12 protein-coding genes and 1 pseudogene are annotated in these 26,706 nt (G+C 69.1%); 3 read left to right on the top strand and 10 right to left on the bottom strand.

From position 1 onward, the window contains the following. Positions 1-5: 5 nt before the first annotated feature. From E6R62_RS31650 to E6R62_RS41385, 5 genes and pseudogenes are all read right to left on the bottom strand, one after another. Positions 6-2,147 carry a DEAD/DEAH box helicase gene (locus tag E6R62_RS31650; protein ID WP_136216920.1) on the bottom strand — a complete coding sequence of 714 codons (2,142 nt, stop codon included), beginning with the start codon at positions 2,145-2,147 and terminating at the stop codon, positions 6-8. Between the two features lie 40 nt (positions 2,148-2,187). Then, complete coding sequence (locus tag E6R62_RS31655; protein ID WP_136216921.1) at positions 2,188-3,402, bottom strand: McrC family protein; 1,215 nt, start codon at positions 3,400-3,402, stop codon at positions 2,188-2,190. Continuing rightward, positions 3,399-5,243, bottom strand: a complete 1,845-nt coding sequence (locus tag E6R62_RS31660; RefSeq protein WP_136216922.1) for a DUF4357 domain-containing protein — start codon at positions 5,241-5,243, stop codon at positions 3,399-3,401. Before E6R62_RS31660 ends, E6R62_RS31655 begins: the two co-directional genes overlap by 4 nt. A gap of 77 nt (positions 5,244-5,320) precedes the next feature. Further along, entirely contained in the window at positions 5,321-6,487 is a 1,167-nt protein-coding gene (locus tag E6R62_RS31665; protein WP_136216923.1) for a hypothetical protein, read from the bottom strand. An 85-nt stretch (positions 6,488-6,572) separates the two neighbouring features. Further along, positions 6,573-7,048, bottom strand: a pseudogene (locus tag E6R62_RS41385) (ATP-binding protein). A gap of 160 nt (positions 7,049-7,208) precedes the next feature. Here E6R62_RS41385 and E6R62_RS31675 point away from each other — a divergent pair. Both E6R62_RS31675 and E6R62_RS31680 read left to right on the top strand, forming a co-directional pair. Continuing rightward, positions 7,209-8,075 carry a helix-turn-helix transcriptional regulator gene (locus tag E6R62_RS31675; protein ID WP_136216924.1) on the top strand — a complete coding sequence of 289 codons (867 nt, stop codon included), beginning with the start codon at positions 7,209-7,211 and terminating at the stop codon, positions 8,073-8,075. After that, positions 8,072-8,257, top strand: a complete 186-nt coding sequence (locus E6R62_RS31680; RefSeq protein ID WP_136216925.1) for a DUF397 domain-containing protein — start codon at positions 8,072-8,074, stop codon at positions 8,255-8,257. Before E6R62_RS31675 ends, E6R62_RS31680 begins: the two co-directional genes overlap by 4 nt. Positions 8,258-8,306: 49 nt before the next feature. Here E6R62_RS31680 and E6R62_RS31685 read toward each other — a convergent pair whose 3' ends face one another. From E6R62_RS31685 to E6R62_RS31705, 5 genes are all read right to left on the bottom strand, one after another. Further along, positions 8,307-9,953 (bottom strand): hypothetical protein, encoded by a 1,647-nt coding sequence (locus tag E6R62_RS31685; RefSeq protein WP_240802018.1) that lies wholly within the window; start codon positions 9,951-9,953, stop codon positions 8,307-8,309. A gap of 551 nt (positions 9,954-10,504) precedes the next feature. Beyond that, positions 10,505-11,746: a hypothetical protein gene (locus tag E6R62_RS31690; protein WP_136216926.1), complete on the bottom strand. Its 1,242-nt coding sequence runs from the start codon at positions 11,744-11,746 to the stop codon at positions 10,505-10,507. Between the two features lie 72 nt (positions 11,747-11,818). After that, positions 11,819-15,835, bottom strand: coding sequence for a DNA methyltransferase (locus E6R62_RS31695; RefSeq protein ID WP_136216927.1), 4,017 nt, complete (start codon positions 15,833-15,835; stop codon positions 11,819-11,821). Then, positions 15,835-18,771 carry a helicase-related protein gene (locus E6R62_RS31700; protein ID WP_136216928.1) on the bottom strand — a complete coding sequence of 979 codons (2,937 nt, stop codon included), beginning with the start codon at positions 18,769-18,771 and terminating at the stop codon, positions 15,835-15,837. Before E6R62_RS31700 ends, E6R62_RS31695 begins: the two co-directional genes overlap by 1 nt. Positions 18,772-18,806: 35 nt before the next feature. Continuing rightward, positions 18,807-25,136 (bottom strand): protein kinase, encoded by a 6,330-nt coding sequence (locus E6R62_RS31705; protein WP_136216929.1) that lies wholly within the window; start codon positions 25,134-25,136, stop codon positions 18,807-18,809. Positions 25,137-25,374: 238 nt separating this feature from the next. On the opposite strand from E6R62_RS31705, the gene E6R62_RS31710 reads away from it, so the two are divergent. After that, a complete protein-coding gene (locus E6R62_RS31710) occupies positions 25,375-26,595 on the top strand; it encodes a sigma-70 family RNA polymerase sigma factor (protein ID WP_136216930.1) in 1,221 nt (406 codons plus the stop codon). Positions 26,596-26,706: the final 111 nt, after the last annotated feature.

The following is a 26,706-nucleotide window of genomic DNA, read 5'->3' on the forward strand; positions in this document are numbered from 1 at the left end:
CCGGCTCAGCGCTCGGCCGCCTGCGGAACGAACTCGCTCGGCAGCCCGGACCAGGAGATGTACAGCGCCTCCCTGGCCCGGGTACACGCGACGAACAGCAGACAGCGCTCCCGCAGCAGGTCCGACTCGTGCTGAAGGGCATCGACCGAAGCCGGGGTGACTTCTCGGCCGAACGGCAGTGCCCCCGTCGTCACCCCGACCACCGCTACGCAGCGGAACTCCAGTCCCTTCATCGCGTGCATGGTGGCCAGGCGCACCCCCTCCACCTCCGGGCCCGGGTTGTCCCGCACCCGGGCCACCGGGATCCCGTCCGCCACCAGCCGCTCGTACACCTTGTCGAGGAGCAGGTTGAAGCGCGCGCAGACGCCGATCTCGGACGGCCTCACACCCTGCGCGATCCATTCCCGCACCCGGTCCACGAGCACCGCGACCTCCGCCGGCTCGGAGCCGTGCCCTGCCACCCTCGGCCGCCGCCCGTGCAGGACGGAGCGGTAGCCGGCCAGGCTGTCCGAGCCTGCGCCGCCGAGGTCTTCTACGGCCACCGGGGCGAGGATGCCGGTCGACCAGGTCAGGATCTCCTCCGTGCTGCGGTAGTTGATGCGCAGCCGGGTCGTACGGCCGGTCACCGAGATCCCCAGCGAGCTGAGCGACACCTTCGAGTCGTAGATCCGCTGGTGCGGGTCCCCGGCGATGAACAGGTCGTCGCTGCCGGGCGCGACCGCGCCGCGTAGCACCCGCCACTGGGCCGGGTGGAGGTCCTGTGCCTCGTCGACCACGACGTGGTCGTACGGGGGCGGGGTCTGGGCGAGCAGTCGGGCGGCCCGCGCGCACACCTGGAGGTGGGTGGTGGAGCCCTGGCCGCCCAGCGTCGCCTCGAAGAGTTCGACGGCCGGCCACAGCTGTTCCCGCCGGGCAGCGGACAAGGCGTTGCCCCGGCCCCGCCGCAGAGCCGTACGGTAGGTGTCGAGATCGCGGATGTCCTGGGCCAGGATGACGTGTCGGTACTCCTGCGCCAGAAACTGCTCGGACCAGGGCAGTTGCAGCTTCTTGACTACCCGCTGCCAGATCTGCCGCTCCTCCCGGTCGCTTACGGGGGACGGCACCCGCGCGCCGCCTCCGGTGACGGTCCGGTGGGCGAAGGCGTTCACCGTGGTCACGTCGACCCGAGCCAGCTGGGTCTCGTCACCGTCCAGCAGCAGAGCGAGGTTCTCCCGCAGAACCTGAGCCAGGGCGTTCGTGTACGTGGTGAGCAGGATCCGGGTGTCGGGAGCACGGGACAGCAGGTGCTTGACGCGGTGCAGGGCCACGACGGTCTTGCCGGTGCCCGGTCCGCCGGTGACCTGGACCGGTCCGCCGTACGACACCCGGTAGGCGACCCGGCGCTGCGAGGGGTGCAGGAACACGCGCCACGCGGCGAACGGCTTGTCCAGGATCTCGGTCAGCTCGTCCGCGCTGGTGACGAGCGTGATGCGGCTCGTGGTGTTGGCGATGGCCACGGCCAGGCTCTGGTCCGGATCGGGCCCGGAGTCGGCCGGGCGGCGTACCGCCACGACGTCCCGGTAGACCTCTTCGGGGGTGAATCCCTCCGCGAGGTACTGCAGCGCCTCGAACTGGTCTTCCGGCAGGAGTGTCCCGAAGGCCTCCAGCTGGGGCTTGTCGATGACCGTGCGTACCGCCCGAAGGACCTGGTCGTCGATGCCGAGATCGCGAAGCACGGTGTCGGAGTACGGACCGAACAGCAGGGCCGGGGCCTTTGCTGCGGCCTTCTCCAGGGCGGGGGTCAGGTGCTCGATCGCGACGACGTTGCGGACCTCCAAGCCCCGCGTGGCCTTGTTCGTCGTGTACAGGCGCTTGGCCGCCCAGGTGTACGCGTCGTCGTGCGCTACCACATTGACCAGCAGGAAGACGTCACTGCCATCGTCGGGGGAGAGGACCACACCGCGCCAGAAGTCGTTGACGCGGATCGTACGCATCCGAGGGTCGCGTGCCTTGTCGACGGACTCCAGGTGCAGTCCCTTGTCGGCATACAGCTCGGCGACCGTCAGCTTCTGGAACTTCTCCATCGCCTTGCGCACGCCGGCTTTGATCGGCTTCTCCAGGACGTCGTAGCTCTCCCAGAAGCTGTTGGCGAACGCAAGCTGTGGCACGACGTGAACTCCCCACCCTGGACGGACACTCCGCCGCCGATCATACGGGCAGGTCAGCACCCATTTGCCGGGAAAGGGCGGCAATATCGGCCAGGAGCGTGGCCGGTTCGCGATCGAGATCGAGGGCGTGCTGATGGAGGGTAATGCCCGCGTGCCGGACCCGGTGGGCGGCGTGCGGGGCGTTGCCCTTCGCGTAGACGAGATGCCCCTCCGGCAGTCCGAGCGCCGTGCAGTAGGCGAGCATCTGGTACAGGTCGGCGTCCGGGTAGCCGTCCTGTTTCTCCGCCTTGTACTTGGCGTCGGCGACCGCGCGCGGAGTGCCGTCCGGCCCGTACAGCACGAAGTCCGGCTTCATGCGGATCGCGTCGGCCTCGTCGAGGTGGTGCGGATCCTGGAGAGCACCGGTGAACTCCGATCCGCGCATGGCCTCGCGCAGGGTGACCGTCACGAAGTCTTCGAAGAGCCGGTTCATGTCGAACAGGAAACCGTCGATGCGCAGGCCGCCGGGCGTGTGCTCGGGTGATGACCCGTCGAGCACGGCCCGGGCGAGGTGCAGGGCGGGCTGGTAGCGGGTGTTGAGGCGGGACGGCCGCCAGGAGGGCACCGGCTGTCCGGGAACCAGCGGGGTGACGTCGGCGAGCCGGGCCCGCTGGTGCAGCAGGCGGCGGCGCACCTCGCGCGGCACACCGGGCAGGCGCAGTAGCCGCTCGACGGCCGCCCGCAGGATGCGGTTCTCGGCGATGTTGGTGGTGAACTCGTCGTACGCCACCTCGACCGGCAGCACGGCCCCGAAGCGGCGCCGTATCTGGTCCGCCTCGCGGATCCGCCCACGGACCACGAGCGCGCTCTCCTCGGTCGCGCGGTATCCCTGGAGCAGTCCTTGCCGCAGGGCCCGGTCGATCTGCCGCTCCACGGCGTGCGCGAGCGCGGGCAGCACCTCGCGGTGCTCACCCACGTCGACCTGTCCGTCCCGCCAGGAGCCCTTCGGGTCGAGGCTGTAGCCGAGCAGGAAGAACAGCCGCGCGATGGGCACCTTGGGCGTGACGCGGACGGTGAACGGTCCGTTTCCGCCGCCCGGTACGTCGACGGACACCGCGCCGACCTTGCTGCCGGCCCGCAGCAGCCAGCGGCCCGGCGTGTACGGATCGGGGGAGGCGTCCACGATCCGGGCGGCGGCCAGTGCCCGGCCGACCGCGTCCGGCAGAACGTGGCCGGTGGCCGGGGCGTGCTCGACGAGCTCGATGACCGGGGTCACGCGGGCGACGCCGGATCGAGCTCGGGCGGCTTGGGGAGCGACCGCCGCAGCGCGGCGAGCCCGTACCGCTTCTCGATGTCGACGCCCTCGCCGTAGTGGTGCTCCTCCAGCAGCGGAAGGATCTTCGTCCGCCAGGTGCGCTCCAGTCCGCCGTCCCGGTACACGCCCTTCTTCATCAGGTACGAGGGGCCGATCCGGAAGTCGGGGTCGTCGATCCGGGCGTTGAGTGCGTCCAGCAGTTCGGCCGGCTCGGAGTTCCTCTTCTGGGATTCCAGCCAGCGCCGAAGCAGACCGCTGGTGGGCTCGGTACGCGGGGACAACTCCACGAACGCGAACCGGCGCCGCATGGCCGCGTCCACGAGAGCGATCGAGCGGTCCGCGGTGTTCATGGTGCCGATCACGAACAGGTTCGGGGGAAGTGCGAAGTCGTCGCCGGAGTAGGTCAGACGGACCGACTTGTTCCGGTACTCCAAGAGGAAGTACAGCTCGCCGAAGACCTTGGCCAGGTTCGCCCGGTTGATCTCGTCGATGATCAGGAAATGCGGGATGTGCCGGTTACCTTCGCGGGAGGCCAGGTCGGCCAGCTCGCGCAGCGGCCCGGCCGTGAGCCGGAAGGCGACCTCCCGGGTCTCGGGGTCTTCCTGCGGCCGGAACCCCTCGAAGAAGTCCTCGTAGGCGTAGGAGGGGTGGAACTGGACCAGCTTCACCTGCTCCGGGCCGCCGCCGAGGAACTCGGCCAGCTTCAGCGCCAGATAGGTCTTGCCGGTGCCGGGCGGGCCGTACAGGACGAGTTGCCGGTCGTCCCACAGGAGGTCCCGGACCTCGCGCAGCCAGTCCGTCTTGTGGACCAGCAGCTCGGCGGCCAGCTCGTCCGTGGGCTCCGGCAGCTCCAGTTCCCGCCGAGCGGCGAGCGCCGGGATCTCCACGCTCGGATCCCGCTCTATCGCCTCGGCCTCGTCGGCCAGCTCCTCGTCCGTGAGCCCGAGGCCGTCAATGACGGCCTGGAGGGTGGTCAGCTCCACCACATCGTGCTGGATGGACAGCCTCTGCTGGAGCTCCTCGGGCAGCTCCTCGTACGCGAACCCCTCGTCCTGCCAGGTCACCGGGCGGCGCAGGTTGGACCGGTGGTCCTCGGACTCGGTCTGCTCGACCTCCCCGGTGATCTCCCCGACGTACAGGCGACCGCCGGAGATGGTGCACACGGTGTCGCCCGGCTTCATCCGGGACAGGAACGCGTGCAGCTCCTCCACGAGGTCCTGCTTCTGGCTGTAGGTCGCCGTGGACTCGTAGTCCTCCTGGACGAGGGTGCGGAGCTGTTCCTTGCTGCTGCCCTGGGCGACGCCTTGGCGGAGCCGGGAGGCCGCGAGAGTGACCCGTCCCTCGGGGAGCCACATGCGCTGCACCAGGTCGAGCCCGGTGACGTTGGAGCCGCGCACGAGCCAGGCGCGGTTGGGGCCGGGGGATTGCCGGCCGAGATACTTGGCAAGGGGCTGGCCCTCAGCTGTCTTCCAGGCTCCCAGGCCGTTGGTGCTACACCCCATGAGGATCTCGGCGGCGGCAGAAGGTGAGGAGCACTCGATGTCCCGAGACGCTTCCAGATAGCCCGGCCACCGGGACGATTCCCGGATCGAACCGTCCCCGATCAGTTGCCGCCGTTCATGGAACGAGGGTGGCTTGCGTAGCTCGAACGAAGGGGCCTCCTGGGCCCTGGCCGGCGATCCCGCAGACACGACGAACTTCTGGCTACCCCGCGCACCTCGGTCAGCCGACAGTTGCCCGCGGGCGACGGGCCCGCCCTTCGGCAGGTGCAGCTGGAACTCCGGGTATCCGTCCGTCGTCATGGGCCTCAGACTCTCCTGTGGGTCGGATCACTCCAGGCAGGGTAGGTGGTGGTGCTGACAGTGGGGCCGGAATCGGGCTACCAGAGTTCCAAGTCGTGCTTGCGGGGGTCTTCCCAGGGCGGGAGGGCCTCCTGGGCGCGCGGGTTCAGCGGATCCAGCTGGCCGGTGTCGGGGTCGAGGTGGAAGACGAACGCCTTGGCCTGGTCGGCGAAGGACGCCGCGGGGCGGCTGAGCCCGCAGTTCGTAATCAGGATGAGGCGCTTCGGGGCGTCCTCCCCTGCCGCGGCGGCCAGCCCGTTCATGCGCTCCAGCTCGGGTTTCAAGAGGTTCTTGGGCGTCTTGGGCCTGCGTTCGCACCACTCGACGTGGTGCGAGTCGGAGACGAGCGCGCCGTCAACGCCCTCGCGGAGATCGTTGAAGCCGAGCGGGGGAAGCTGAGCGAGAACGGCATCAACGTGATTGAAACCGAAGGGCGAGGGCTGGGAGTAGCCCCGGAACGGGTTCCATGGGCGGACCTCCGCCCATGCCCCGAACCCTCCGCTGATCACCTCAGCGATCCGTTCCACCGAGGTCGAGGCGAGTGGGAGCCCAGGGACGGGACGCTTCTGGCCCGTCAGGGCGCGACTGAGATCAATACGTCCCCACGCGTTCCACTCCGGAGTGTGGACGTGAGCGGTCCAGCCGAGGTTCGGCTTGATCGACACCCGGACGAGGACGCCTCCGGGAAGCTCGGCGTCGAGGTGGTGGCCCCTGGAGCTCTCGATGAGGCCGAGCTTCGGCTCGTGCCGGGGGCCGTAAGCGAACCACCCGTTCCCCGCCACCACACGCCGGACCTTGACCCCGCTGTCCGTGAGGAGGTCGGCCAGGTCGGTCATGTCGCTTCGCTCGCTCTGGTGCCAGCGCCAGGGGGAGGCGACGGGTACGCCGGCGAGATGGGCGGCTGCATGGGCGGCGAGGGAGTCGACCAGCACCTCGCCGGGGGTGCTCGGGGCCCAGACGGAGGGCTCGCCGTCCAGCTGGGGATCGAGGATGGCCCAGGTTTCGGTGTTGCCGAACCGCGTGATCGCCAGGGCGACTCCGGACTCGCCAGACAGGTCGACCTTCAGGTAGAAGAAGGGGCCGCCCGGGTTGAAGAAGATCCGGTGGGCGAGCTCGGGATGGCGTTCGCGCAGTGTGTGCTCCAGGCCCTGGAAGTAGAGCCACTTGCTGTGCGCGGCAAGGATGTCGCTGGGCGGAAAGGGCACGGACCACGCTCCTGGGACGGTCGAGCCGGGTGCGGCGGGCGATGCCGCCCGCCGGGAGAAGCGTAGAGCGACCGACTTTCCTTGATCAAAGACGTTGTCCGGCCGGTTGGCCGGATCCGTTCGCCGGGTGCAGGGACGGAAGATCCGCCTCCGCCCATAGGGTCTTGCCGCTCGGCGGGTAGGGCACAACTCCCCAGCGGTCGGCGAGCTCGGAGACAAGCAGCAGGCCGCGGCCGGTCTCGCCGTCGACATGCCGGGGGGGGGTACCGGCATCCGATCGCGGCGGGCGTCGGTGACCTCGATGCGCAGGGTCCGGGGAGCGGGGGAGAGCGACAGCCCGAGCCGGAAGTCCCGGCTCTGGACCCGGCCGTGGAGCACGGCGTTCGCGGTCAGCTCGGCGACGATCTGCTCGGCACGCTCCGTGATGCTCGAAGGCATGCCCCAGCTGCGGAGTTCGGTGACGGCGAGCAACCGACCGAACCGGGCTCCGCGCCGGGTGGACGACAGCAGCAGGGAGAAGACACCCGGGAGGGTGTCGAGTTGTGGGGAGGAGGGGTTCATAGGGGCCACGGTGACGGTGGTGGGGCGAGGTCCGCGAGGGGTGCACCCCGTACGTGGAGTCAGCGTACGGGCACTCGGAGTGGACGGTACGGGCGGATTGCCGTCTCTGGGTCAGTCAGTCGCGGGGAGGACCCATGCACGTACTTGGAGGTGGCCGCGTATGACGATCGTGGGTGGCGAGGTGGATTGCGAGGGGGCGGCGGGTGACTGGGAGCGCGAACCCGACCCGTCGGACAGTCTGCGGACGTTCGGGGCCGTCGTCCAGGCCCTGCGGGAGCATGCGGGGCTGAGTCGGGTGGAGTTCGGGACGCGGGTCCGGTTCTCCAAACACACCGTGGAGTCGGTGGAGTTGGGCCGCCGGATGCCGGACGAGGCGTTCGTGGAGCGGGCGGAGGAGGCACTGGGCAACACGGGCGCGCTGAAGAAGGCGGCCCGGCATCTGACGCGCGGCGAGCCGGGGCTGGCGGCGTGGTTCCGGCGGTGGGCGCGGCTGGAGCGAGTGGCGGTGAGCCTGTGCACGTACGAGTGCCGGCTGGTGCCGGGGCTGTTGCAGTCGGAGGGGTACGCGCGGGCGGTGTTCGACAACAGCATCCCGCTGCTGACGGACGAACAGGTGGAAGCTCAGCTGACCGCCCGACTGGATAGGCAGAAGATGCTCCGGGAGCGGCCGACGGTTCCGTTCAGCTTCATCGTGGAGGAGGCGGTGTTCCAGCGCCGACTGGGCGGTGTGGAGGTGCAGCGGGGGATGCTGGACCTGGTGTTGGAGCTGAGCGCGCCGCGCAATGTGACGCCGCAAGTGGTGCCGCTGAGTGCGGAGTTCCATGCGCGCCTGGATGGTCCGGTGCAACTGATGGAAACGCCGGATGGGCGGCGACTCGCGTATTCCGAAGGTCAGCAGAACGGCAGGCTGATCGCCGCCCCCAAGGAGGTGAGCTTCCTCCAGCAGCGCTATGACACACTGCGCTCGCAGGCCCTCAACCCCAAGGAATCGCGTGGCCTGCTGGAGAGACTGCGAGGAGAGCTATGAGCACGACCGAACTCGCCTGGTTCAAGTCCAGCTACAGTGGCACCCAAGGCGATAGCTGCGTAGAGGTCGCCATCGCGGAACACGCTGTCCACGTACGCGACTCGAAGGACGTCACCCACCCCGCCTTTGCTGTCGGGCTCGAAGGCTGGGGCCGGTTCGTGCCCTTCGCGGCGAACGCCTGAGCGGTGCACCGCCCGGCGGCGGGTGAGGACACCCGCCGCCGGGCCCGGCTCAGGTCCTGGTGTTCCGGAGGTGTGGGCCGAGGTAGCCGACATACACCACTCCCGTCCGAGGCGTGTCGTCGTAGAAGTGCAGCCGGGGGGCGACCGTGTTGCCCAGACCGATCTTCAGGTGGGCCTGCATGAAGACCATCCTCTTCTCTTCCACCTCCTCCGGCACCGGCAGCATCCGCTGCTTGCGCATCTTGTCGTCCTGAGCGACTCGGTCCGACTCCCGCATCGCCACCTTCGCCGCCGGGAACGGATGGCTCCGGGACTCCTCCCCCTTGCACCAGCTGAGGAAGTCACCGCTGGCCTCACCCTTGGCTGATACCTCTGCGAAGTGGTTGAGGGCAAGGAGGCCGTCCCACGCCACCTGGAGCCAGTTGTCCACGGACTGGCTGTCGAGATCCCGTGTGGTCTTCTCCTTGCCAGTGAAACTCAGGTACGGGAGTTCACCAAACCTGTCGAGGAGGTCGGAGAACGTCTCGGGGTAGGTGATGTCCGGCGCGGCGGGCGCCGCGTACGCGAGCTCGTACTGCCCCGCCTCCGTCAACCGCTCCTGGAAGAAACGGACCTGCCTCTGGGCGGCCTGGAACTGGTCGTAGAGCTCCTCGTTCTCTCCCCGGAGCTGGTCCGCGGTGAGATCGGCGGTGTCGAGATCGGAGTTGAGGTCGCTGATCCTCTTCGCCTGGGCGATCTCGGACTCCCCGGCCTCGTCCAGCATCTCCCGAAGCGTTGTGTTGTCGCTCGTCAGCCTCTCGACCTCCGAGCCATGCGTCTGAGGACGCGGCCGGGTGCGCAGGATGGGCAGCGAGGCGAGCGCCTCCGGGAGCGGGTGGCGCTGGGCCTGACGCTGCGGCAGCGCGGCGAGGATCTTCCCGGCCTTGCGTATGTCGGCCTCGATCGCCCTCCGAGACATCACGGGGTGCCGCTGGGCATCAGGCTTCCACTCGGGATCGACGCCCGGAAAATAGGTTCGGATGCCTCCGCCGAACACAGGGTGGAATCCCAGCACTTCGTTGAACACCGGCTGGGCCTCGGGCGACAGGACGTACAACGTGGCTAGGCCGGGCAGGTGCTTGAACGCCTGATCCACGGTTCCCTCCGCCCAGCCGTCCGCATCCACGCCGTAGGGGACGCTGGCAACGACGATCGGCAGCCGACGCTCCGTGTCGCACAGTTCCTCGATCACCTCCGGCACGTCCTCCGGTTCGATGAACGTCGGCTTCGCCTTCACCTGGGCCAGGCCGTCCCCGGCGTCGAGCGCGTCCAGAAGCAGGCGCGCGATGCCGGGAGTGTTCGCGGGGGTGGGGAACCGTCCGGGGAGGGAAGGCCGGTTCTCGATGTCGACCTGGATCCACGTACGACGCTGGTCGTCCCGGAGGTCTGCGCGGACGACGAGCGTGGACTGCCAGGTACCCACCTGCGGCGACGGCGTCTCGCGCATCCGCCAGCGGGTGTACGCGCCGCGCTGACCGGACGAGGAGTCCTGATCCAGGGTCACGTGGGGGGCGATGTCATTGCGCCCCTCGTCGAGCGCCGACGTGTCGTAGCGCTTGCCTTCGAGCCATGCGTAGAGCTGTTGCTCGACATGAGCGGACGTGGTGACGAAGTCCTGCCGGGTCGACACGACCATGCGGTAGCCGCGAGTCTCCATGAACGATCCTTTCGTGGCGGCCGGTCGACGCTGACCGGTCGTCCAGATGGTGCCGGGCTCGGATTCTGCGGGGTCGGGGCGTCAGCTCGACGGCGTCGGCGGCGAGCCTCACGACGGCCGGGTCGCCCTCGGTCATGCCCCTGGAGCCGGAGAACGTCCACTGGGCCGTGCGCGCGTCGGCGGGGAGTTTATGGAAGAAGACGAAGGGCTCGGTGCCGTCGTTGTCGACGTCGTCTCCACGATCGCGAACCTCGCTCCCGTACCGGTCTTGAGGATCTTGTCCGAGTCGTAGTTGGGGGTCGGCGGGGTAGGTGCGGGTGTCCTGCCATATCGACGGGCTGATGGGCGGCGCGGCGACGCCCTCGCTGTTGCCGCTGCCACCTCCGACAGCGGCGACGGTGATTGGAGGACACGCTGGCGACGAGCAGCGTCCAGAAGGCCACTGACAAAGCCGGAACGGCTCACGTGAGGCCTGTCGAGGCCTGGCGTAATCCCGAGGCGCTCACTGGCACAGTCCAAGGGGAGCCCACGGGCTGACGGTTGCCGCTCTTTCAGCCTTCCTCGCCGTCGCCGCGCCGACGGAGCGCACGCTCGACGATCCCACTGGAGAGCTTGCCCTTCGCCGATCTGGCCCGGTCTCTGGTCTCGTTGCCGAAGCGCCGGGCGGCATCGACTTTCTCCGCTCCTTTCTCCAGCGCTTTGTCCCTCACCTCCACGGCCGCGTCCTTCCAGCGTCGCGCCTCCAACGACTCCTGATCGCGCTCGATCCCGAGCCGCCCGTGGAAGTCGACGACGGCGACCTCGACGTGGTTGCGTGCGTGCACCACATCGCGGGAGGTGGTCGGGTGCAGCAGCACCTTCGCGTTGGCCGTGCCGGCGGCTGTGTGCAACCTGTCCACCAGACGCTCGGTGCTCTCCGAGATGAGATCCATCCGATTCTTCCGGGCGGCCCGAAGCCCGAGGCGATGCCGGTCCAGCTCGTCCGGAGCCGTGTCCCGCACCCGGTCGAGTTCGAGCACGGCGAAGGCGTCCTGGAGCTGGAAGCAGTGCGCCAGAACGGCGAGCCACTCCCCAGCCTTGGACTCGATCTCCTTGGACGCCTTGGCGAGATCACCGATCTTGCTCTTGAGCTCCGTCTTCTCCGCAAGTGCATCGAGCTGACGCAACGCGTACGCCTGGGTCTGCGCGATCGTCGTCGACTTGTCCTGCACCTTCGACCACGTGACCTCGGAGACCCGGCCCACCTGCTCCCGGATGGTGATGGCCTCCTTGATCACGAAGTCCACTGCGATCATCTGCGCCAGCGCCTGGTCCTCCTGGGCGCGGAGCACGTCGTCCACCTTCTCGTCGATCGTGGCGAGATAGTCGGCGATCTCGTCCATGGCCTGCTGCATCGCCAGCTGCGCCATGACCGTCGCGATGTTGGCCAGCTGCGCCGGGTTGCGCCGGAGCGGTCCTGACCCCTTCGCGAACTCGACGAACCCCTTGGCCTGGCCCTTGGGCCCCTTCAGCACGCCTGTTTCGAGACCCGTCGTGGCGCTCTTCCTGAGCCCGATCTTGTCGATACGCTGCGCGGACTCCTTGGTCAGCTTCACCCAGCGACCCGAGCCGGCAGCGATGTCGGAACCTGCCTGCGTGATTTTGGCCGCGTTGCCGAGGGCGGGCCCGAGCCGTCGCGATCCGAGCTCCTTCGACGCCAATCCTGCAGAGACGAGGAAGCGTTCGACCGCCGCCTGGTCTCCGATGACCGCCAGGCCATCACCGTCTCTGAACAGCTGGATCTCGTCATCCATGGTCGACCCCTTTCGGGTCACGGCCCGGACCGTGGCTCCCCTCCGCTCCGGGCCGCGTAGGCGTGGTGGGTGTCAGGCTGCCGGGTGGCGGGGGCCGTGTCCCGGGGGTGGGGTGAGCGTGGACGTGTAGTTCTCGCCGTCGATCAACGGGTTCTCCATGCTCACGCCGGCTGCGGCCATCCGGTCGTACTCGGCCAGGATCAGCTCTTTGGTGCGGTACGAGCCGTATTTGGCTTCGTCCTTACGCCTGACGATTGGGAACGTGTCGAGGATGTAGTCGACGTCCTCACGGGAGATTCCGTAGAGGTGGAAGAAGAGCGCATCCAGCTCGGCGCGGATCACCTGGCGACGCGCCTCATTCCAACGGAAGGGAGCACCTGTGCAATTGATGTCGTGAGCGAACGGAGCAATGTCGTGAGCGGTATAGATGAGTTCGGCGACACGCCGAACAGTGAAATCTTGGTGCCGGTCGAGAACTGCTGGTGGGGGGACGGGAATCTGCTCTGATGTGCTTTGCGGGATGCTTGGCTGGCTGAAGCTGTTCCGCAGCACGTAGTCGTATGGGACGGAGTTGTAGGTCGCCACCAGCAGGGCAAGGTGCTTGGCGGACGGGCCGGCGGATAGGGTCCATCCGTAGGATGCGGCACCCCAAGGAATGATTGCAGCGATGGAGGTGCGCTCGTCGTTGTTGCGAGCCACGCGTCGATGTCCGAGCATTCCGGTGGTGCAGCCGAAGTTACGCCGCTCTTGACGCTTTCGTGTTTCATCTGTTGAGATCCAGTATTGCGGCTGCACAACAAAGTCCGCATCTTCGAGTTCACGCTGCGACGCTTCGTGCGATCCCGTCGAGTCAGCGAATCTGTGGTTGTGCTGGTGCCCCATTCGGCCTTCGTACAGGGGGAGCATTCGGGCTCCCTGCTTCTCGAATGAATTCCCTTTCAGGGTCCAGCCTTCAGATTCGAGAGACTCGCGCTCGTGAAATAGGTGCGAATCCTCGGACATGTGGTACATGCGCCCCAGTGAGACTCCCCAAGGGTTACCCCTCGGGTCGCCGATTCTGACGAGAACAGGGAACCGGCGGTGCATGGCCAGGCAGATATCTGCATCGCGGCGGGACCTGAAGACAGAACAGGTGCCGGTATTGGGGTTGAGGAGCTGGATCTCCTCCGAGGTGAGGGTGAACGTATTCTCGGTGTTGTCCAGGTCGGCCGGACTCTGAAGGAAGAACGAGAACCGCGCAGCCGGTTCCTGTACTGCGATTCCAGTGACGGACAGCAGGCAGAATTTCATGCGTGAGTCCACTTCCGGGAATAGTCCGCCTCGGTTCTCAAAGTCGTACAGGGAGGCGAGGGATCTGTTATTCGCCAGATCTTTGAAGAAATTCTGAGTAGTGGTATCAGTGGCGATTCCGGTCGGGACGATAACGCCCATTCGGCCGAGTCGGCCGAGCAGTCGGTTATTGCTTTCCGAGAATGCCGCGTATGTATTGACGGTTCCGATTCCGGTGAGGGGATACTTGCCCGAGTTTCGGATGAAGTGGGCTTCGCCATCACCCTGACGTTTTACCGCTGAGAATTCTCGGGCTAGTTCTGGTCGCGTGTTCGGGAGTTCTGCAATGAGCGCGCGACGGGTGGCAGTGCTTGAGGCGGTAGCAATACCGGTATCTCGCTGGGCAAAGAATTCCTGCTCCTTGAGCTTGATTCGTTCCCACGGCGGATTGCCGAGCACGCAGTCGAACCCTCCGGCCCAGCCCGTTAGTTCGATCACTCCAATGCCTGATTCTGGGACGGAGAAGACTTCTGGGAACTCAAGGTGCCAGTGGAAAAATCGATACTGGTGCCTCAGGCGGATGACTTCGTTGTGCGTGGACTGCGGAGCCGCGTCGGCCGACGGGTCGTGGAGGGCGCGGAAGACCTCGTCAGTCATCGCCGGAGGGGCGTCAGGTGTCTTGCACCACATGAACGCCGCGCACCAGGCGTCCGCCACGTGGAGGGCGTGGACGTATTCGGTTGACTGAGACCAGTTCTGGTAGGCAGCTTCTTGGCGGTGCACCTCGGCCAGGGTCGCCGACGAGGCGGCAGTGATACGGCGCAGGCTGGCTGCGAACGTGCCGTTGGTGACCTTGGGCTCGACTTCCAGGTTGAAGAGACCTTGCTGGCCGCTGCGCTCAAGCCGATTCTGGCGTTCAAGAGCTTTGGCGAACCCATTGTCGTCGCCCTCGATGGGTTTGAATGCCTCGTTCGGAATTCCGTCCTGGAGCAGCCGCGGCGTCGCCCCGATCAGCCCGTTGCCGTGCTTGACGTGCGCGTCCAGGAAGCCCAGCGGCTTGCCCGGTTCCAGGGCCTCCAGCCACAGGGAGACCTTGGCAAGCTCGACTGCCATCGGGTTGAGGTCCACTCCGTAGATGCAGCGGGCGACGACCTCGTGGAGGGCGTGGCGGACTGCGTCCAGGGTGGGCTCCGGGTTGCGTTCGCGGACCGCTGCCACCTGCTTGGCGATGCGGCGGGCCGCCGCCACCAGGAAGTGGCCGGAGCCGCAGGCCGGGTCGCAGACCGTGAGGGACAGGAGCTCGTTGACGATGGAGTCCGCCGGGTCGGCCGCGTCGGCGGCCGTGGCCGCCTCCTGGCCGCGCTTCATTGCGTCCGCGATCACCGGGTCCAGCGTCGAGTCCAGCAGGCACTCGATGAGCGAGGACGGGGTGTAGTAGCTGCCCGTCGTCTTGCGGGTGTTGCCTGCGACCTCGACCAGGGTGAAGGTGCGGTCCGATGCGCTGTGCTTCGGTTCCAGCTCCAGCAGCGACTCGTAGACGGAGCCCAGTTCCTCCGCGTCCAGGTGCCGGTAGTCCACGGCCCGCCAGCGGCTGCCGTCGCGGACCTGGGAGAGGTGCCGTACAGCCGTCAGCAAGGCCTCGTTGGACAGTTTGAGGCCGCGCAGCGGGGCGTCCGCGTCCGTGTCGTTGAAGAGGCCACCGATGCCCGGCAGGGCCAGTTCCGGGCGGCCGGCCTCGTCGCCCAGCGCCGCCAGGACGATGCCCAGCGCCTCGTACAGGTCGCCGTGGGCCGTGCCCCGGCGCTTTCGGGCGTGCGCGCGGAGCCGGGCCGAGGAGAAGTAGGACGCGTAGCGGTCGCGGGCCTGCTGGTCGGCCTTCGGGGACAGCAGCGCTTCGCGGTCCTCGGCGACGAAGATGAACAGCAGGCGGTACACCAGCCGCAGCAGGGCCGCCTGGAGGGCCTTCGGCTGGACGTCCTCGCGTAGGGCGGCGTTCGCCGGGTGGCGGAGGAAGCCCGTACCCAGTGCTGTGATCGCCTCCTGGACGCCCTTGCGGAGCTGGTCCAGCGCCCGCGTGCCCGAGGCGATGGCCTCCGTACGCCACTTCTCCAGCCAGCACGCCGACGGGGCCGCGTCCTCCGCGACCTCGAAGCGGGAGACGTGCAGGGTCCGGTACAGCAGGACGAACTCGCTGAACAGCTCGCCGTCGAAGATCGCTTCCAGGTCGAACTCGACGTACGAGGCCGTGGCCAGGGCGCTGGAGTCGCGCAGCAGCCGCACCTGGCGGCCGTTCGTCAGCACGCCCCACAGGTGGGCGTCGACGCGGTTCAGGCATTCCTGGAGCATCGACTGCGGCGGGACCGTGCCGGCCCCGCCGGGGCGCTTGTCCAGGTTGGCGTTCCAGGCCGCCTGGTGGATGAGGGCGTGGCGCCAGCGGTGGGAGACGGGGAAGGACTTCTCCGCGTCCGAGTCGGCCGTGATGCCGGCCGGGCCGACCGGCGTCAGCGGGCCGAAGCCCAGTTCGCGCCAGAGCGGGGTCAGCCAGTCGTTGCCCGCCAGGCCCGTCGGGTCGGCGGCGGGCAGGCCAATCTCCTCGTGCTCCGGGAGGCGCTTGCGCAGGTCGCGCCAGAGCGGCTTGAGGTACTCCCAGCTGCGCTCGGCCTCGTCCCGTACGGAACGAGAGGTCGGCAGGCCGTAGTCCACCGGCTTGGAGCCGGGGACGTCCTTGCCCTCCGAGATCCGCACCAGCATGTCGGCCGGCAGGAGCGCGCCGACCGTCTGGACGGCGGTGAAGACCTGGTTGCGGGTGGTGGCAGACATCAGGCGGACACTCCGGCGGCGACGGCGGCGGGCAGGTAGACGTAGGCGCCGAGGATGTCGGCGGGCTTCTGGGCGGTGACCGTCAGGCCGCGGACGATCTCGCCGGACGCCGCGCGCACGCGGCGGTGCGAGGCGTCGAGGTCGGAGGCCAGCTCGTCGCCGTATGCGGCGAGGTGGTCCGATGCCTCCGGGAGCTGGCCCAGGATGCGGGTCATCGTGCGCTCGCCGAAGTACGCGTCGGTGTTCTCCGTGGCCGTGGCGTCGAGGAGGGCGATGGCCTCCTCCGGCGGCAGCCACGCCGCGTTCTTCGGGGAGCCCTGGAAGGCCAACAGGCGGGCGTCCTCCGCGACCAGCTGCTTGTCGCCCGTGCGGGACGGCAGCGTGAGGTGGAAGCGGTAGCGGACCAGCAACAACGTGGTGCGGGTGGTGACCGCGTCCGTGGTGATGACGCCGCAGCGGCGGGCCGGGCGGGCGCCGTCGGCCTGGGTGTCCAGGGCGGCGTTCAGGACGTGGGCCGCGAGGGCGCCGACCACCGGGTCCGTGCGGACCAGGGCCGCCTCGCCGCGGCCGACCGCGGGATCGCTGAGGAAGGGGATCGGGCGGTCCTTCTCGATCACCTCCGCCCCCACAACCGGCGCGAGCGCGTCGCGCAAGCCCGCCGGGGTGCCGCCGACCTGGGCGGTGAAGTCCTCGCCGGTGCCACGGAGTACGGCGCCCAGCGCGTTCAGCGACTCGCGGACGAAGGTGTCCACCTCGCCCGTGCCGCCCAGGGCTTCGCGGACCGCCGCGACCTCCCGGGCCACCTCCTGCGGATGGATGGAGCGCTGCGCGAACCGGGACCGGGAGGCCTTCTCCCGCTCGGCGGCCGAGTTCCAGTCGCTGTCCAGCTTCGCCGTGCTCACCTTGAACGCGTCCGCGCTGAACAGGGCGTCCTCCTGCTCCCGGCCGCGCATCAGCAGCCACTCCACGATCGCGTCCGTCACGCCGGTGGACAGCTCGTCGGGTACCGAGACCGAGATGCCGAGGTCCTTCTTGATCTGCCGGTGCTTCTTGATGAGGACTTCGAGTACCTTGCCGTCGATGCCGTTGTCATCGCCGTACAGGGTGATGACGCGGACCTCGTCGCGCTTCTGCCCGTACCGGTCCACGCGCCCCTCGCGCTGGTCGTGGCGGGTCGGGTTCCAGGCCAGGTCGTAGTGGAGGACGGCGTCGAAGTAGTGCTGGAGATTGACGCCCTCGGACAGGCAGTCGGTGGCGATCAGGACGCGGCGGGCGGCCTTGTCGCTGCCGGCCTCTGCCGCCAGTTCCTCGATGCGCTGGACCCGCTGCTGAGGGGAGAGCGTGCCGGTGACCGCCTTGACGACCGTGTTGGCGCCGAGCGGGGAGCGCTTCTTCTTGCCGTCCTCGGTCTCGCCCGCGGCCAGCTCGGCCTCCAGGTACTCGGCCGTCGGGATGTAGCGGCAGAAGACGATGGGGTGGTAGCCGTCCGCGAGCAGGGCCTTGAGGTGCTTGATCAGGGCCTTCAGCTTGAGGTCGTCGCCGACGCCCTCCAGTGCGGCGGCCCGCTGCGCGAGCTCGGAAAGGCGGTCGCCCGTGCCGTCCGTCTCCGCGCCCGGTGCCACGTCCATGCCTTCGAGGGTGTCGCTGTCGGCGGCGTCGCTGTTGAGCGGAGCACCGAGCCGGTCGGCCTCCTCAGCGGAGGCAGCGATGGCCGCGGCCGAGCGGGTGCGCAGGGTCTGGGACGCGGCCCGCGGGGAGGACACCAGGGAGCGCAGCAGGGCGATCGCCGACCACCAGGCGATACGGGCTTCACGCTTGCCCTGGCTGCCGGCCGCCTCGACGCGCTCACTCGCGTACGCGATGGCGTCGTCCAGCAGGGCCCGGTAGGCGGGGGACAGTTTGTACGTCTCGTCCTTGAAGTACCGGTCGGAGGGGAAGGCGGTGCGCTCGGCGAGGCTGTCGTCGCCGAGGCCGTCCTCCTTCGTGAGGTACTGGCGTACGTCGGCCCGCTTGCGTGCCACGAAGTGCTGGGCGAGGAGCTTCCTGCCCGACTCCGTTTCCAGGTTTACCTGCGCCAGCTCCGGCTTGACCAGCCCCAGCAGGTTGCGGAACGCGGACTCCTTGCCGCTGTGCGGGGTCGCCGTCACCAGCACCAGGTGGCGCTCGGTGTCCTCGGCGACGCGGCGCAGCAGCTCGTAGCGGAGCTGGTTCTGGGCACCGGAGGGAGAGTCCTCGGCGGCTACGCAGGTGTGGGCCTCGTCCACGATCACCAGGTCGGGGCAGTGGCGGACGAAGTCGTCGCGGTGGCGGGGGGACTTGATGAAATCGGTGGAGACGATGACGTGGGGGTAGCGGTCGAAGAGGGACTGGCCGAGGTCCAGGCCGCGTTCGAGGCGGGAGACGGTCGAGGAGAGGACCAGCTCCGCGTCGATGCCGAACTTGGTTCGCAGTTCCTGCTGCCACTGCTCGGCGAGCGCCGGCGAGCAGAGCACGGCCAAGCCCGTCGCCTCGCCCTGGGCGAGGAGCTCGCTCGCGATCAGGCCCGCCTCGACGGTCTTGCCGATGCCGACGTCGTCGGAGATCAGCATGCGGACGGTCTGCTGGCGCAGTGCCATGAGGAGGGGTACCAGCTGGTAGGCGCGCGGTTCCACCGAGATACCGGCGAGGGAGCGGAACGGGCCGGCGCCCGACCGGAAGCCGATGCGCAGGGCGGTGCGCAGCAGGCCGGCCGCCCGCTGGTCGCCGAGGTCGGACGGCTCGGGCGCCGCGAACTCGGCGCCCTTCACCTCCTCGAACGCCGGGAAGACGGCGGCGATGTCGTCGTCCGAACCGCCGAGGGGGCGCAGGACGAGCAGGTCGGCCTCGCTCTCGGGCAGCACCACCCACTCGCGGCCGCGGGCCGTCACGAGGGAACCCGCGGTGTACGTCAGTGCCATATGAGTCGTCTCGTCCTCGTGTCAGTTGGCGGAAGTCAGTGAGCGGAAGGGGTGCCGAAGTAGCGGGCGTGCGGGGCGACGAGCTTGTCCCAGTCGGCGTCGTGCGGGAAGCGGACGACGTCCCAGCGGGCGTCCAGGAGGCGCTCTTCGGCGTCTTCGTCGCGGAGCGCCGTCGGCTCGGTCTCGGGCAGGTCGACGAAGACCGCCAGGTTGACGCCGGGCAGTCGGTACACGTAGTCCGCCAGTGCGTTCGCCTCGGTGATCAGGGTTTCGCTCTCGTCGGGGAGACGGAGGCCGCGCGCCCTCAGCCAGGTGAGCAGGTTGTCCTGGGCGACGGCGACGGCCTCCTCGACCGCGGCCTCCACCCGGGTCATGGACGGGGCGTCCGGAGCCTGGTCGAGGAGGCGGCGGAACTGCTCCGAGCGGGACTCGCTGCGCGTCTCACGCGTGGCCGTGGCCGAGGCGAAGCGGACCAGGAGCTCTTTTGCCGCGTGTCGGTTGATGAGGGAGTGGTTCAGCTGGTTGCCGTAGGTCAGCAGGCACTCGTAGCAGCCCAGGGCGCAGGGGCGGTCCGGGTGGGGGCCGTCCTGGTCCGTGCCGTCCTCGTCGAAGTGGCAGATGGCGAGGGCCTGCCGGGCCGCCTTCGCCAGCGCGCCCTTCTCCGCCTGGAGGCGGCGCAGGACGCCCGCCCCGCCCTCGGCGGCCTCGGTGAAGAGGATGCGGCGGCGGGGGCCGTCGTCCGGGGGCAGCAGCTCACTGGTCAGCTCGGCGTCCTCCAGCTCGAAGGCGGCCTCGATGCCCCGCTCCAGCGCGTACATGAGTGACAGCGCGATCGGCTCGGGCAGGGCCTCGTCGAGCGTGAGGACCAGGATGTTGCGGCGGTCCTCCACGAAGGGGATGACGCGCTTCTTGCGGCGCCGCTCGTTGCCGTCCTCGTCGATCACCGGCAGCTCGGCGGAGTCACCGGAGGCCTGCGAGGCGTCGCGGTCGTTCATCCAGCGGCCGTCGGCCAGGTCAAGCCAGTAGCCGTTCGGCTCGTCGCTCTTGGCGCGGACCCGGCCGGTGTTGGTGATGCGGACCGTCGCCGAGTCCCCGTACGCCAGCTCGGCGACCGGAGCGCCCGCCGCGTCGGTGACGGACGCGTTCAGCCGGCCGCTGCGCGTGCCGTGGTCGTGGAAGCGATAGGAGGTCTCCAGCCGGAAGCCGGCGCGGCGCCGCTCCTCCTCGTCGGAGGAAATCCGCTCACGGCGCGTGGTGTACACGGTGTGGAGGTGGAGGAGCCCGTACGTGGCTGAGCCGAGCGGCTCGTCGCACATGAGGCAGCGGTCGTTGCGCTCCTCGGGGTCGTGGTGGTAGCCGCACTGCGCGCAGCGGCGGGCCTCGCTCGTGGCGAGGTCGCCTGAGGAGTCGGGCGGCAGCTGGATCCGGGTGACCTGGTAGCGGGCACCCTCGTGGTAGATCAGCGCGCCGGGCCCGAACTCGCGGATGGCGAGGAAGCGGGGCCGCTGGAGGAAGTCGCCGTTTCCGCGGCGGTGGCCGACGGTCGGGATGTACGCGGCGAGCGGCAGGCGCGGGAAGCTGTAGCCGGGCAGGAAGCCCTCGGAGGCGAGATAGCGGTACGGGTTGAAGTCCGAGAGGACCGACTTGTTGTCGACGCTCTCGTTCATCAGCAGGTTCAGCTGCGTCTCGGCCTCACGGCGGCGCGAGTTCGCCCGGATCCGGTCGCCCTCCGTCAGGCTGTAGTCGAGCCGACGCCGGTTCTGGATGAACTGGTCGTCGAGCGCGGAGGTGAACAGCTTGCGCCAACGGTCGAAGGCACGGTTGAAGCGCTCAGGTACGGTGCGGACCTGGTCCTGGATCCACTCGTCGTACCACCAGGTGGTGTCCGCGAAGTCGGGCAGCAGCGGGCCGAGGACGCGAAGGGACGCGTCGACGGTGCGGCGCTGGGCGTCCTTGTCGAGGGACGCGGCGAGGATCTCCGGGTGCAGGTTGAGGTCCGGGGCGGGGCGTTCGCCGGTGTCCGGGTAGGACACGTCGAGGACGTCCGGGATGGCACGGCCCAGCTTCAGGCCCGCCTCCGCGATCCAGATCCCCTGGAGGTGGGAGCGGACCAGGTCCTCATTGGCGAGGTCCAGGCGGGGCGGGGCGACCGCGCCCGCCACCATCCGCTCGGAGCGGCGGAAGTAGTACTGGTCGTGGCTGTTGCCGGTGGCGCAGTACGTGGTGACCAGGGCGGGCTGGCCACTGCGGCCGGCCCGGCCCGAGCGCTGGGCGTAGTTGGCGGGCGTCGGGGGGACGTTGCGCATCATCACCGCGTTGAGCGAGGAGATGTCGACGCCGAGTTCCATGGTCGGCGAGCAGTACAGCAGCTTCAGCTGGGCTTTGCGGAAGGCCTCCTCCCGCTGCTCCCGCTCCTCGGGGGAGACCTGCGCCGTGTGCTCGCGGGCGAACAGGCCAGCCAGGGCGCCCGCCGCGTCCTTGTACAGCTCGCGGAAGAAGGTGTTCACCCGGGGGCCGTCGCCGCTCTGGTAGGTGCGGGTCAGCGGGTCGTGCGTACCGGTCTCGCCCTTGCCGGCCCGCCAGAGCAGGGACTGCGCGGCGACCCGGTAGCCGGTCGTGGCGGGGCCCGTCGGGCGGCGGAAGCGGCCGGCGCGCTGCGGGGCCTCGGAGACCTCCTTCACCAACCCGGCCTTCGCCAGGACCTGCAGCAGCTGCTCAATGACCAGCTGGAGTTCGTCGGTGTCGAGTTCCTTGAACTTGCGGTCGGCCCGGCACAGGTACTTGCCGAACTTGCCGCGGGCGGACAGGAACAGCGCCGAGCGGTCCATGCCCTTGCCCGAGGGGTGCGGGTAGGCGGTACCCACCTTGGGCCGGTCGGAGGCGGACAGGACCCACGGGTCCACGAGCCGTTCCTCGCTCGCCCGCTGGAGTGCGTCGAAGTCGTCCCGGAAGTAGGACACGTCGATGGCGAGGGACCGGCGCATCTCGTTGAGCAGCGCCTTCATGATCTCGGCGCGCAGGGCGGAGTCGGCGGTGCGCAGCCTCTCGTGGGTGCCGTCCCAGCGGTCCTGCTTGGCCGCGACCCAGTCCAGGTCCTCGTAGTCGATCTCCAGCAGGCCGGTCTGCTCCAGGTTGGGCATGGTGATGCGCCAGCCGCGCTCCAGGTCCAGGTAGAGCCGGAACGCGATGACGTCGCGGAGGGTCTTGGCGGCGGCCCGTGCGATCGACGGCGCGAGCTCGCTCTCGCCGGTGTAGTCGACGAGGCCGAGGGCGAGGGCCTCCCCGACGCGGGTGGCCAGCTCCTCGTGCGGGATGCCGTCCTCGTCGGCTTCGAGGGCGGCCCGGTAGAGCGCCCCGCGCAGCTGGGTGATCTGGACGAAGTCGTTGAAGTGGCCGGCCTGGAGCGAGGCGTCCTGGCGGTTGTCGACGAAGGTGAGGAGCTTGCGCGCCTCCTTGTCGAGGGCCTCCTCCGGGACCGCCTTCAGCGACTTCACCACGGAGGCGGAGATCAGGGAGGTCGCCGACGAGCGCCCTTCCTGGTCGAGGGTTGCCAGCTTCGCGAAGTCCTTGCCACGGGTCTGCTCGTACGCCACACCGCAGTGGAGGCAGAACAGGAAAGGCGAGGGGATGAAGGCGGCCTGCAGGTCGCCCTGGCCCTCGATGCCGCGCGGGTCCACGGTGATCGCGCGCGGGACCCGGTCGCGGTAGGTCTTCTTGACGACTTCCTGGCCCTTGTCGTCCAGTTCCAGCCAGGATTCGGGCAGTCGGCGGTCGTCCACCGCGTACTGCGTGGTCGACGGCCAGGGCCGGTCGTGGTCGACGTAGAGGTAGCCGTCGCCTTGCCGTCCGCCGGTCGCCATGGTGTCCCGGCGGGCCTCGTAGCGGACCTCGCCGTCCTTCTCCGTACGCCACACCGTGAGGTACTCCTGGCCGCACTCCCGGCAGAACGCCAGCGGCATCAGCAGCTTGCCGCCGCTGCCCGGCTGTTCCAGCTGGTAGGAGCGCGTGCGATGGCGGGTGAGCTTGTCCTCCAGGGTGACGTAGACCGTGTCGCCCTTGGAGAGGAACTGGTGCAGCCGGAAGGCGAACAAGGGCCGCTCTGTCACCGGGTGTCGTGCCTCGGAGCCAGACTCAAGGGTGGCGCGGATCGCGTCCCGGCACTGCTGGGAGTCCACGCCCGAGGCGTCGGCGAGCTCTTGGGCCGCGACCTCGATCTTCGCCGGCTGCTGGCGTACCAGCCGGCCGGCGTCCACCGCCAGGCCGAACCGGGTCTCGATCCAGCGAGCCAGCGGGTCACGGACCAGGTCGGCGTAAGCGCGGGGGGCGGCGGGCGCGCGGAGCCGCTCGGCCGGGACGGTCTCCGGTGCCTCGTCGGTCGCTCGGATCAGGGTCTCGACGATGACGTTCCGGGGGCGGACGACCGTACCGAAGAGGGTGCTCGCGGTGTCGGCGACCACCTTGCGCTGGTCGTCCACCGTGCCCTCGGTGGACATGGTGGCGGAGGTGCCGACACACTGGAGCCGCTCGGCCTGGCAGGCCTCGCGTACCCGGCGGATGAGCAGGGCGACGTCGGCGCCCTGCCGGCCGCGGTAGGTGTGCAGCTCGTCGAAGACCAGGAACTCCAGGCCGCGGGCCATGCTGATTAGGCTGGCGCGGTCGGCCGGCCGGGTCAGCATCAGCTCCAGCATCACGTAGTTGGTGAGGAGGATGTCCGGCGGGTTGTCGCGGATCTCCTTGCGGCGCTGGTCGTCCTCTTGGCCGGTGTAGCGGGCGAAGGTGACCGGCTCGCGGCCCTCGCCGTATCCGTCCCGCAGGTACTTCTCCAACTCCTTCAGCTGGCTGTTGGCGAGGGCGTTCATGGGATACACGACGATCGCCCGTACGCGCCTGGCGGAGCGCGGTCCCTCCGCTTCCCGCTCGCGCAGCACCCGGTCGACGATCGGGATGATGTACGACAGTGACTTGCCGGAACCGGTACCGGTGGTCAGTACGTACGAGTCACCGGACGCGGCGGCGTCGATCGCCTCGCGCTGGTGCTGGTGGAGGGTCAGCGGGCGGCCATCGCACACCGTGGCGCCCGGGGTCTTCCGGGCCTGGAAGATTTGCGCACATTCGCGGTGTAGGACGCCCTGCCCGGCCAGCTCGACGACCGTGCCGCCGCCCGCGAAGAAGGGGTTGAGAGACAGCCACGGGTCCGGCCATTGCGACTTCGCGTCCAGGTCGTCCTCGACGAACGCGGCGATCCGCTCGTCCCGGATGATCGTGCCGCCCTCGGTGAAGGAGCGGTAGTCCTCGATCAGGGTGCTGTGCACGCCGAAGACGTCCATCCCGGCGCCGCCGGGGCCCGCGGAGGGCCGCTTCTCCGCGACCGGTGCGGGTGCGGTGGCCGCCGTCGGGCTGGTGGTGTGCCGCAGGACGCGCACCGGGTCGAGGGCGCTCCAGTGGGGGAGTGCGGAGGCTTCGTCGCCGGGGTCCGTCCCGTCCGCCGCGAAGGCATCGGGGAGCAGGGGCAGCAGGGCATCGCGGACGGCGACGGCGTCGGCGGGCCGCTCGGCGGGGTCCTTGGCCAGCAGCCGGTCCACCAGACGGGCCAGTCCGGCAGGTACGGCCGGCCGTACGAGCCGCACCGACGTCGGCTCTTCCTCGACGTGCTTGCGCCCCAGCTCGTAGGCCGATCCGCTGGTGAACGGCGGTACTCCGGCCAACATCTCGTACAGGACGCAGCCGAGGGCGTAGAGGTCGGCCGCCTGTGTGACCTGCTTGGCTTCGAACTGCTCGGGTGCCATGTAGCGGGCCGTGCCGACGCTGACGCCGGTGCTGGTGAGCCGGGTCTCCTCCGGATCGTCGGCGATCCGGCCCATCCCGAAGTCGAGCACCTTGACGGTGCCGCCGGTGATCAGCATGGTGTTGGCCGGCTTCAGATCGCGGTGGACGATGCCCGCCGTGTGGGCCGCGGCCAGACCTGAGGCGATCTGAGCGCCGATCGCGACGGCCCAGGAGATGGGGAGCTGCCGTTCCTCCTCGATCAGGTCACGCAGGGTCTCGCCGTCGAGGTACTCCATGACGAGGTACGGGCGCCCGCCGTCGGCGTCGTCGACACCGCCGTCGATGAGGCGGGTGAGGTTCGGGTGGTCCAGGCGGCGCATGATCCGGACCTCGCGGGCGAACCGCTGGACGGCCTTGGCATCTGCACCGGTGTCGAGCACGGCTCCGGAGCGGCGGCGGAGCACGGTCTTCACGGCAACGGTACGCGTCACGTCGCCCTCCGCGCGGTGCAGGTCCTCGGCCCGGTGGACCTCGCCCATGTTCCCGGCCCCGATGACTCCCGTCACCCGGAACCGGCCCCCGATCAGCCGCTCGGTCACTGCCGCCCCTCTCCCTGCCACGTCGCCGTGCCCCCTGCTGGTCCACCCCGTGCACCTGCCCCCTATGGGCGGGCAGGTGCTCTGTTCATGGTCGCAGAGATGGCATGGCCCTCTCGTGCCTTCCTCGCAGCTCAAAATGTACACACGTACCCGGTGTAATTTCTAGCTTCAGACCTGTTGACATTGTCAACAGGTCAAACTTAGGGTCATTTCTTGAACGGGTGAGGAAGGGGTGGCCGTGAGTGAAGAGGCTCGGGGCGAGCGGGATGCGGCTGGACTCCGGAACGCGCTCCGCGAGCTGTACGCCGAACTCGGCAAGGCTGCGGTGGGCGGTGTGGTCTCCGAGCAGGACTTCCGGCGCCGTGTCGGAGGCCTCGGACTGGCGCAGGCCGAGCAGGAGCGGTTGCGGGGCGAGCTGGGCCGCCTGGGGCTTCAGGTCCGACGGAAAGCGGAGCATACGGACCACGACGATCGTGACGCGCGAAAGGTTGTACATCCGGCGATGACGGGCCGGGTGCCGGCGGCGCATGCGCTGCTGGGCAGGTACGCGGATGCGCAGGGCCGGGTGAGTGTCACCATCGTGGAGGGGGTGGCCCGGTTCTCGGGGTTGACCCCGGCGGAAACGCGCTCGCTCCGGGAAGCGGCCCGGCCGCAGGGCGTGACGGGAGCCTCCAGGGAGCCCGGTGTGCATGAGGAAGACGTGCAGGCCGAGGCAGAGACGCAACCTCCCGTGACGGAACCCGAATGCGCCGAAGAGGAGGAGTTCGAGCCGGATCAGGACCCGGACTCGGGCGCGCCCACGCGGCCTCTCGGGGATGTCGGCCGAGCGGTCCGGGCCGCGCTGGCGGTGTTGAACGAGGACCGGTTCACCCGGCGACCCGAGAAGCGCATGCTCACGGCCGAGGAGGAAGTGGGCCTCGCTGTATTGGTGCGGGGTGGCGCTGATCGGATCGAGAGCAGGCCGACCGAGGCAGAGATCGCTGCACTCGCGGCCACCGACCTCCGAGTCAGAGCACGCAACTGCTTCGTCGTGCACAACCAGGGGCTCGCGCACAGTATCGCCCTCCGCCACGCGGGACAGGGACTCGACCACGAGGACCTGCTCCAGCACGGGGCTCTCGGGCTGATTCGTGCAGCGGTCAAGTTCGATCCCGTCAAGGGCTACAAGTTCTCCACGTACGCGACGTGGTGGATCCGGCAGTCGATGAGCCGGGCCGTGGCGGACGAGGGGGCGGTCATCCGCATCCCGGTGCACTTCCACGAGCAGATCCGCAAGGTCGCCGCAGCGGAACGCCGGCTCCAGTCGGAAGGCCGCCCGTGGAGCGCTGTCCATGTCGCCGTGGCCTGCGACCTGAGCGTGCAGCGGGTCGAGGAGATCCGAAAGGTCAGCCGACGTACGGATTCCCTGGACCGGGTCATCGGAGACGGTGTGCACCTGGGGGACCTAGGGCCTGTGTGATGTCGTGATCAGTTCCTGAGTTCTGTCCTCTGCGCGGGGTGGAATCCGGTAGGACTGTGGTCGTGACGCGCAGGCAACTCACCAATGCCCAGTGGAAGTTCATCGAGCCGT

This window comes from Streptomyces sp. A1136, assembly GCF_004795055.1.
GTDB lineage: Bacteria > Actinomycetota > Actinomycetes > Streptomycetales > Streptomycetaceae > Streptomyces.

Excerpts from the sequence above, each read along its gene's own strand:
- E6R62_RS31680 (WP_136216925.1), top strand. The coding sequence starts at position 8,072 with ATGAGCACGACCGAACTCGCCTGGTTCAAGTCCAGCTACAGTGGCACC.
- E6R62_RS31695 (WP_136216927.1), bottom strand. The coding sequence starts at position 15,835 with ATGTCTGCCACCACCCGCAACCAGGTCTTCACCGCCGTCCAGACGGTC.
- E6R62_RS31660 (WP_136216922.1), bottom strand. The coding sequence starts at position 5,243 with ATGACGACGGACGGATACCCGGAGTTCCAGCTGCACCTGCCGAAGGGC.
- E6R62_RS31675 (WP_136216924.1), top strand. The coding sequence starts at position 7,209 with ATGACGATCGTGGGTGGCGAGGTGGATTGCGAGGGGGCGGCGGGTGAC.
- E6R62_RS31700 (WP_136216928.1), bottom strand. The coding sequence starts at position 18,771 with ATGGCACTGACGTACACCGCGGGTTCCCTCGTGACGGCCCGCGGCCGC.
- E6R62_RS31685 (WP_240802018.1), bottom strand. The coding sequence starts at position 9,953 with ATGGAGACTCGCGGCTACCGCATGGTCGTGTCGACCCGGCAGGACTTC.
- E6R62_RS31690 (WP_136216926.1), bottom strand. The coding sequence starts at position 11,746 with ATGGATGACGAGATCCAGCTGTTCAGAGACGGTGATGGCCTGGCGGTC.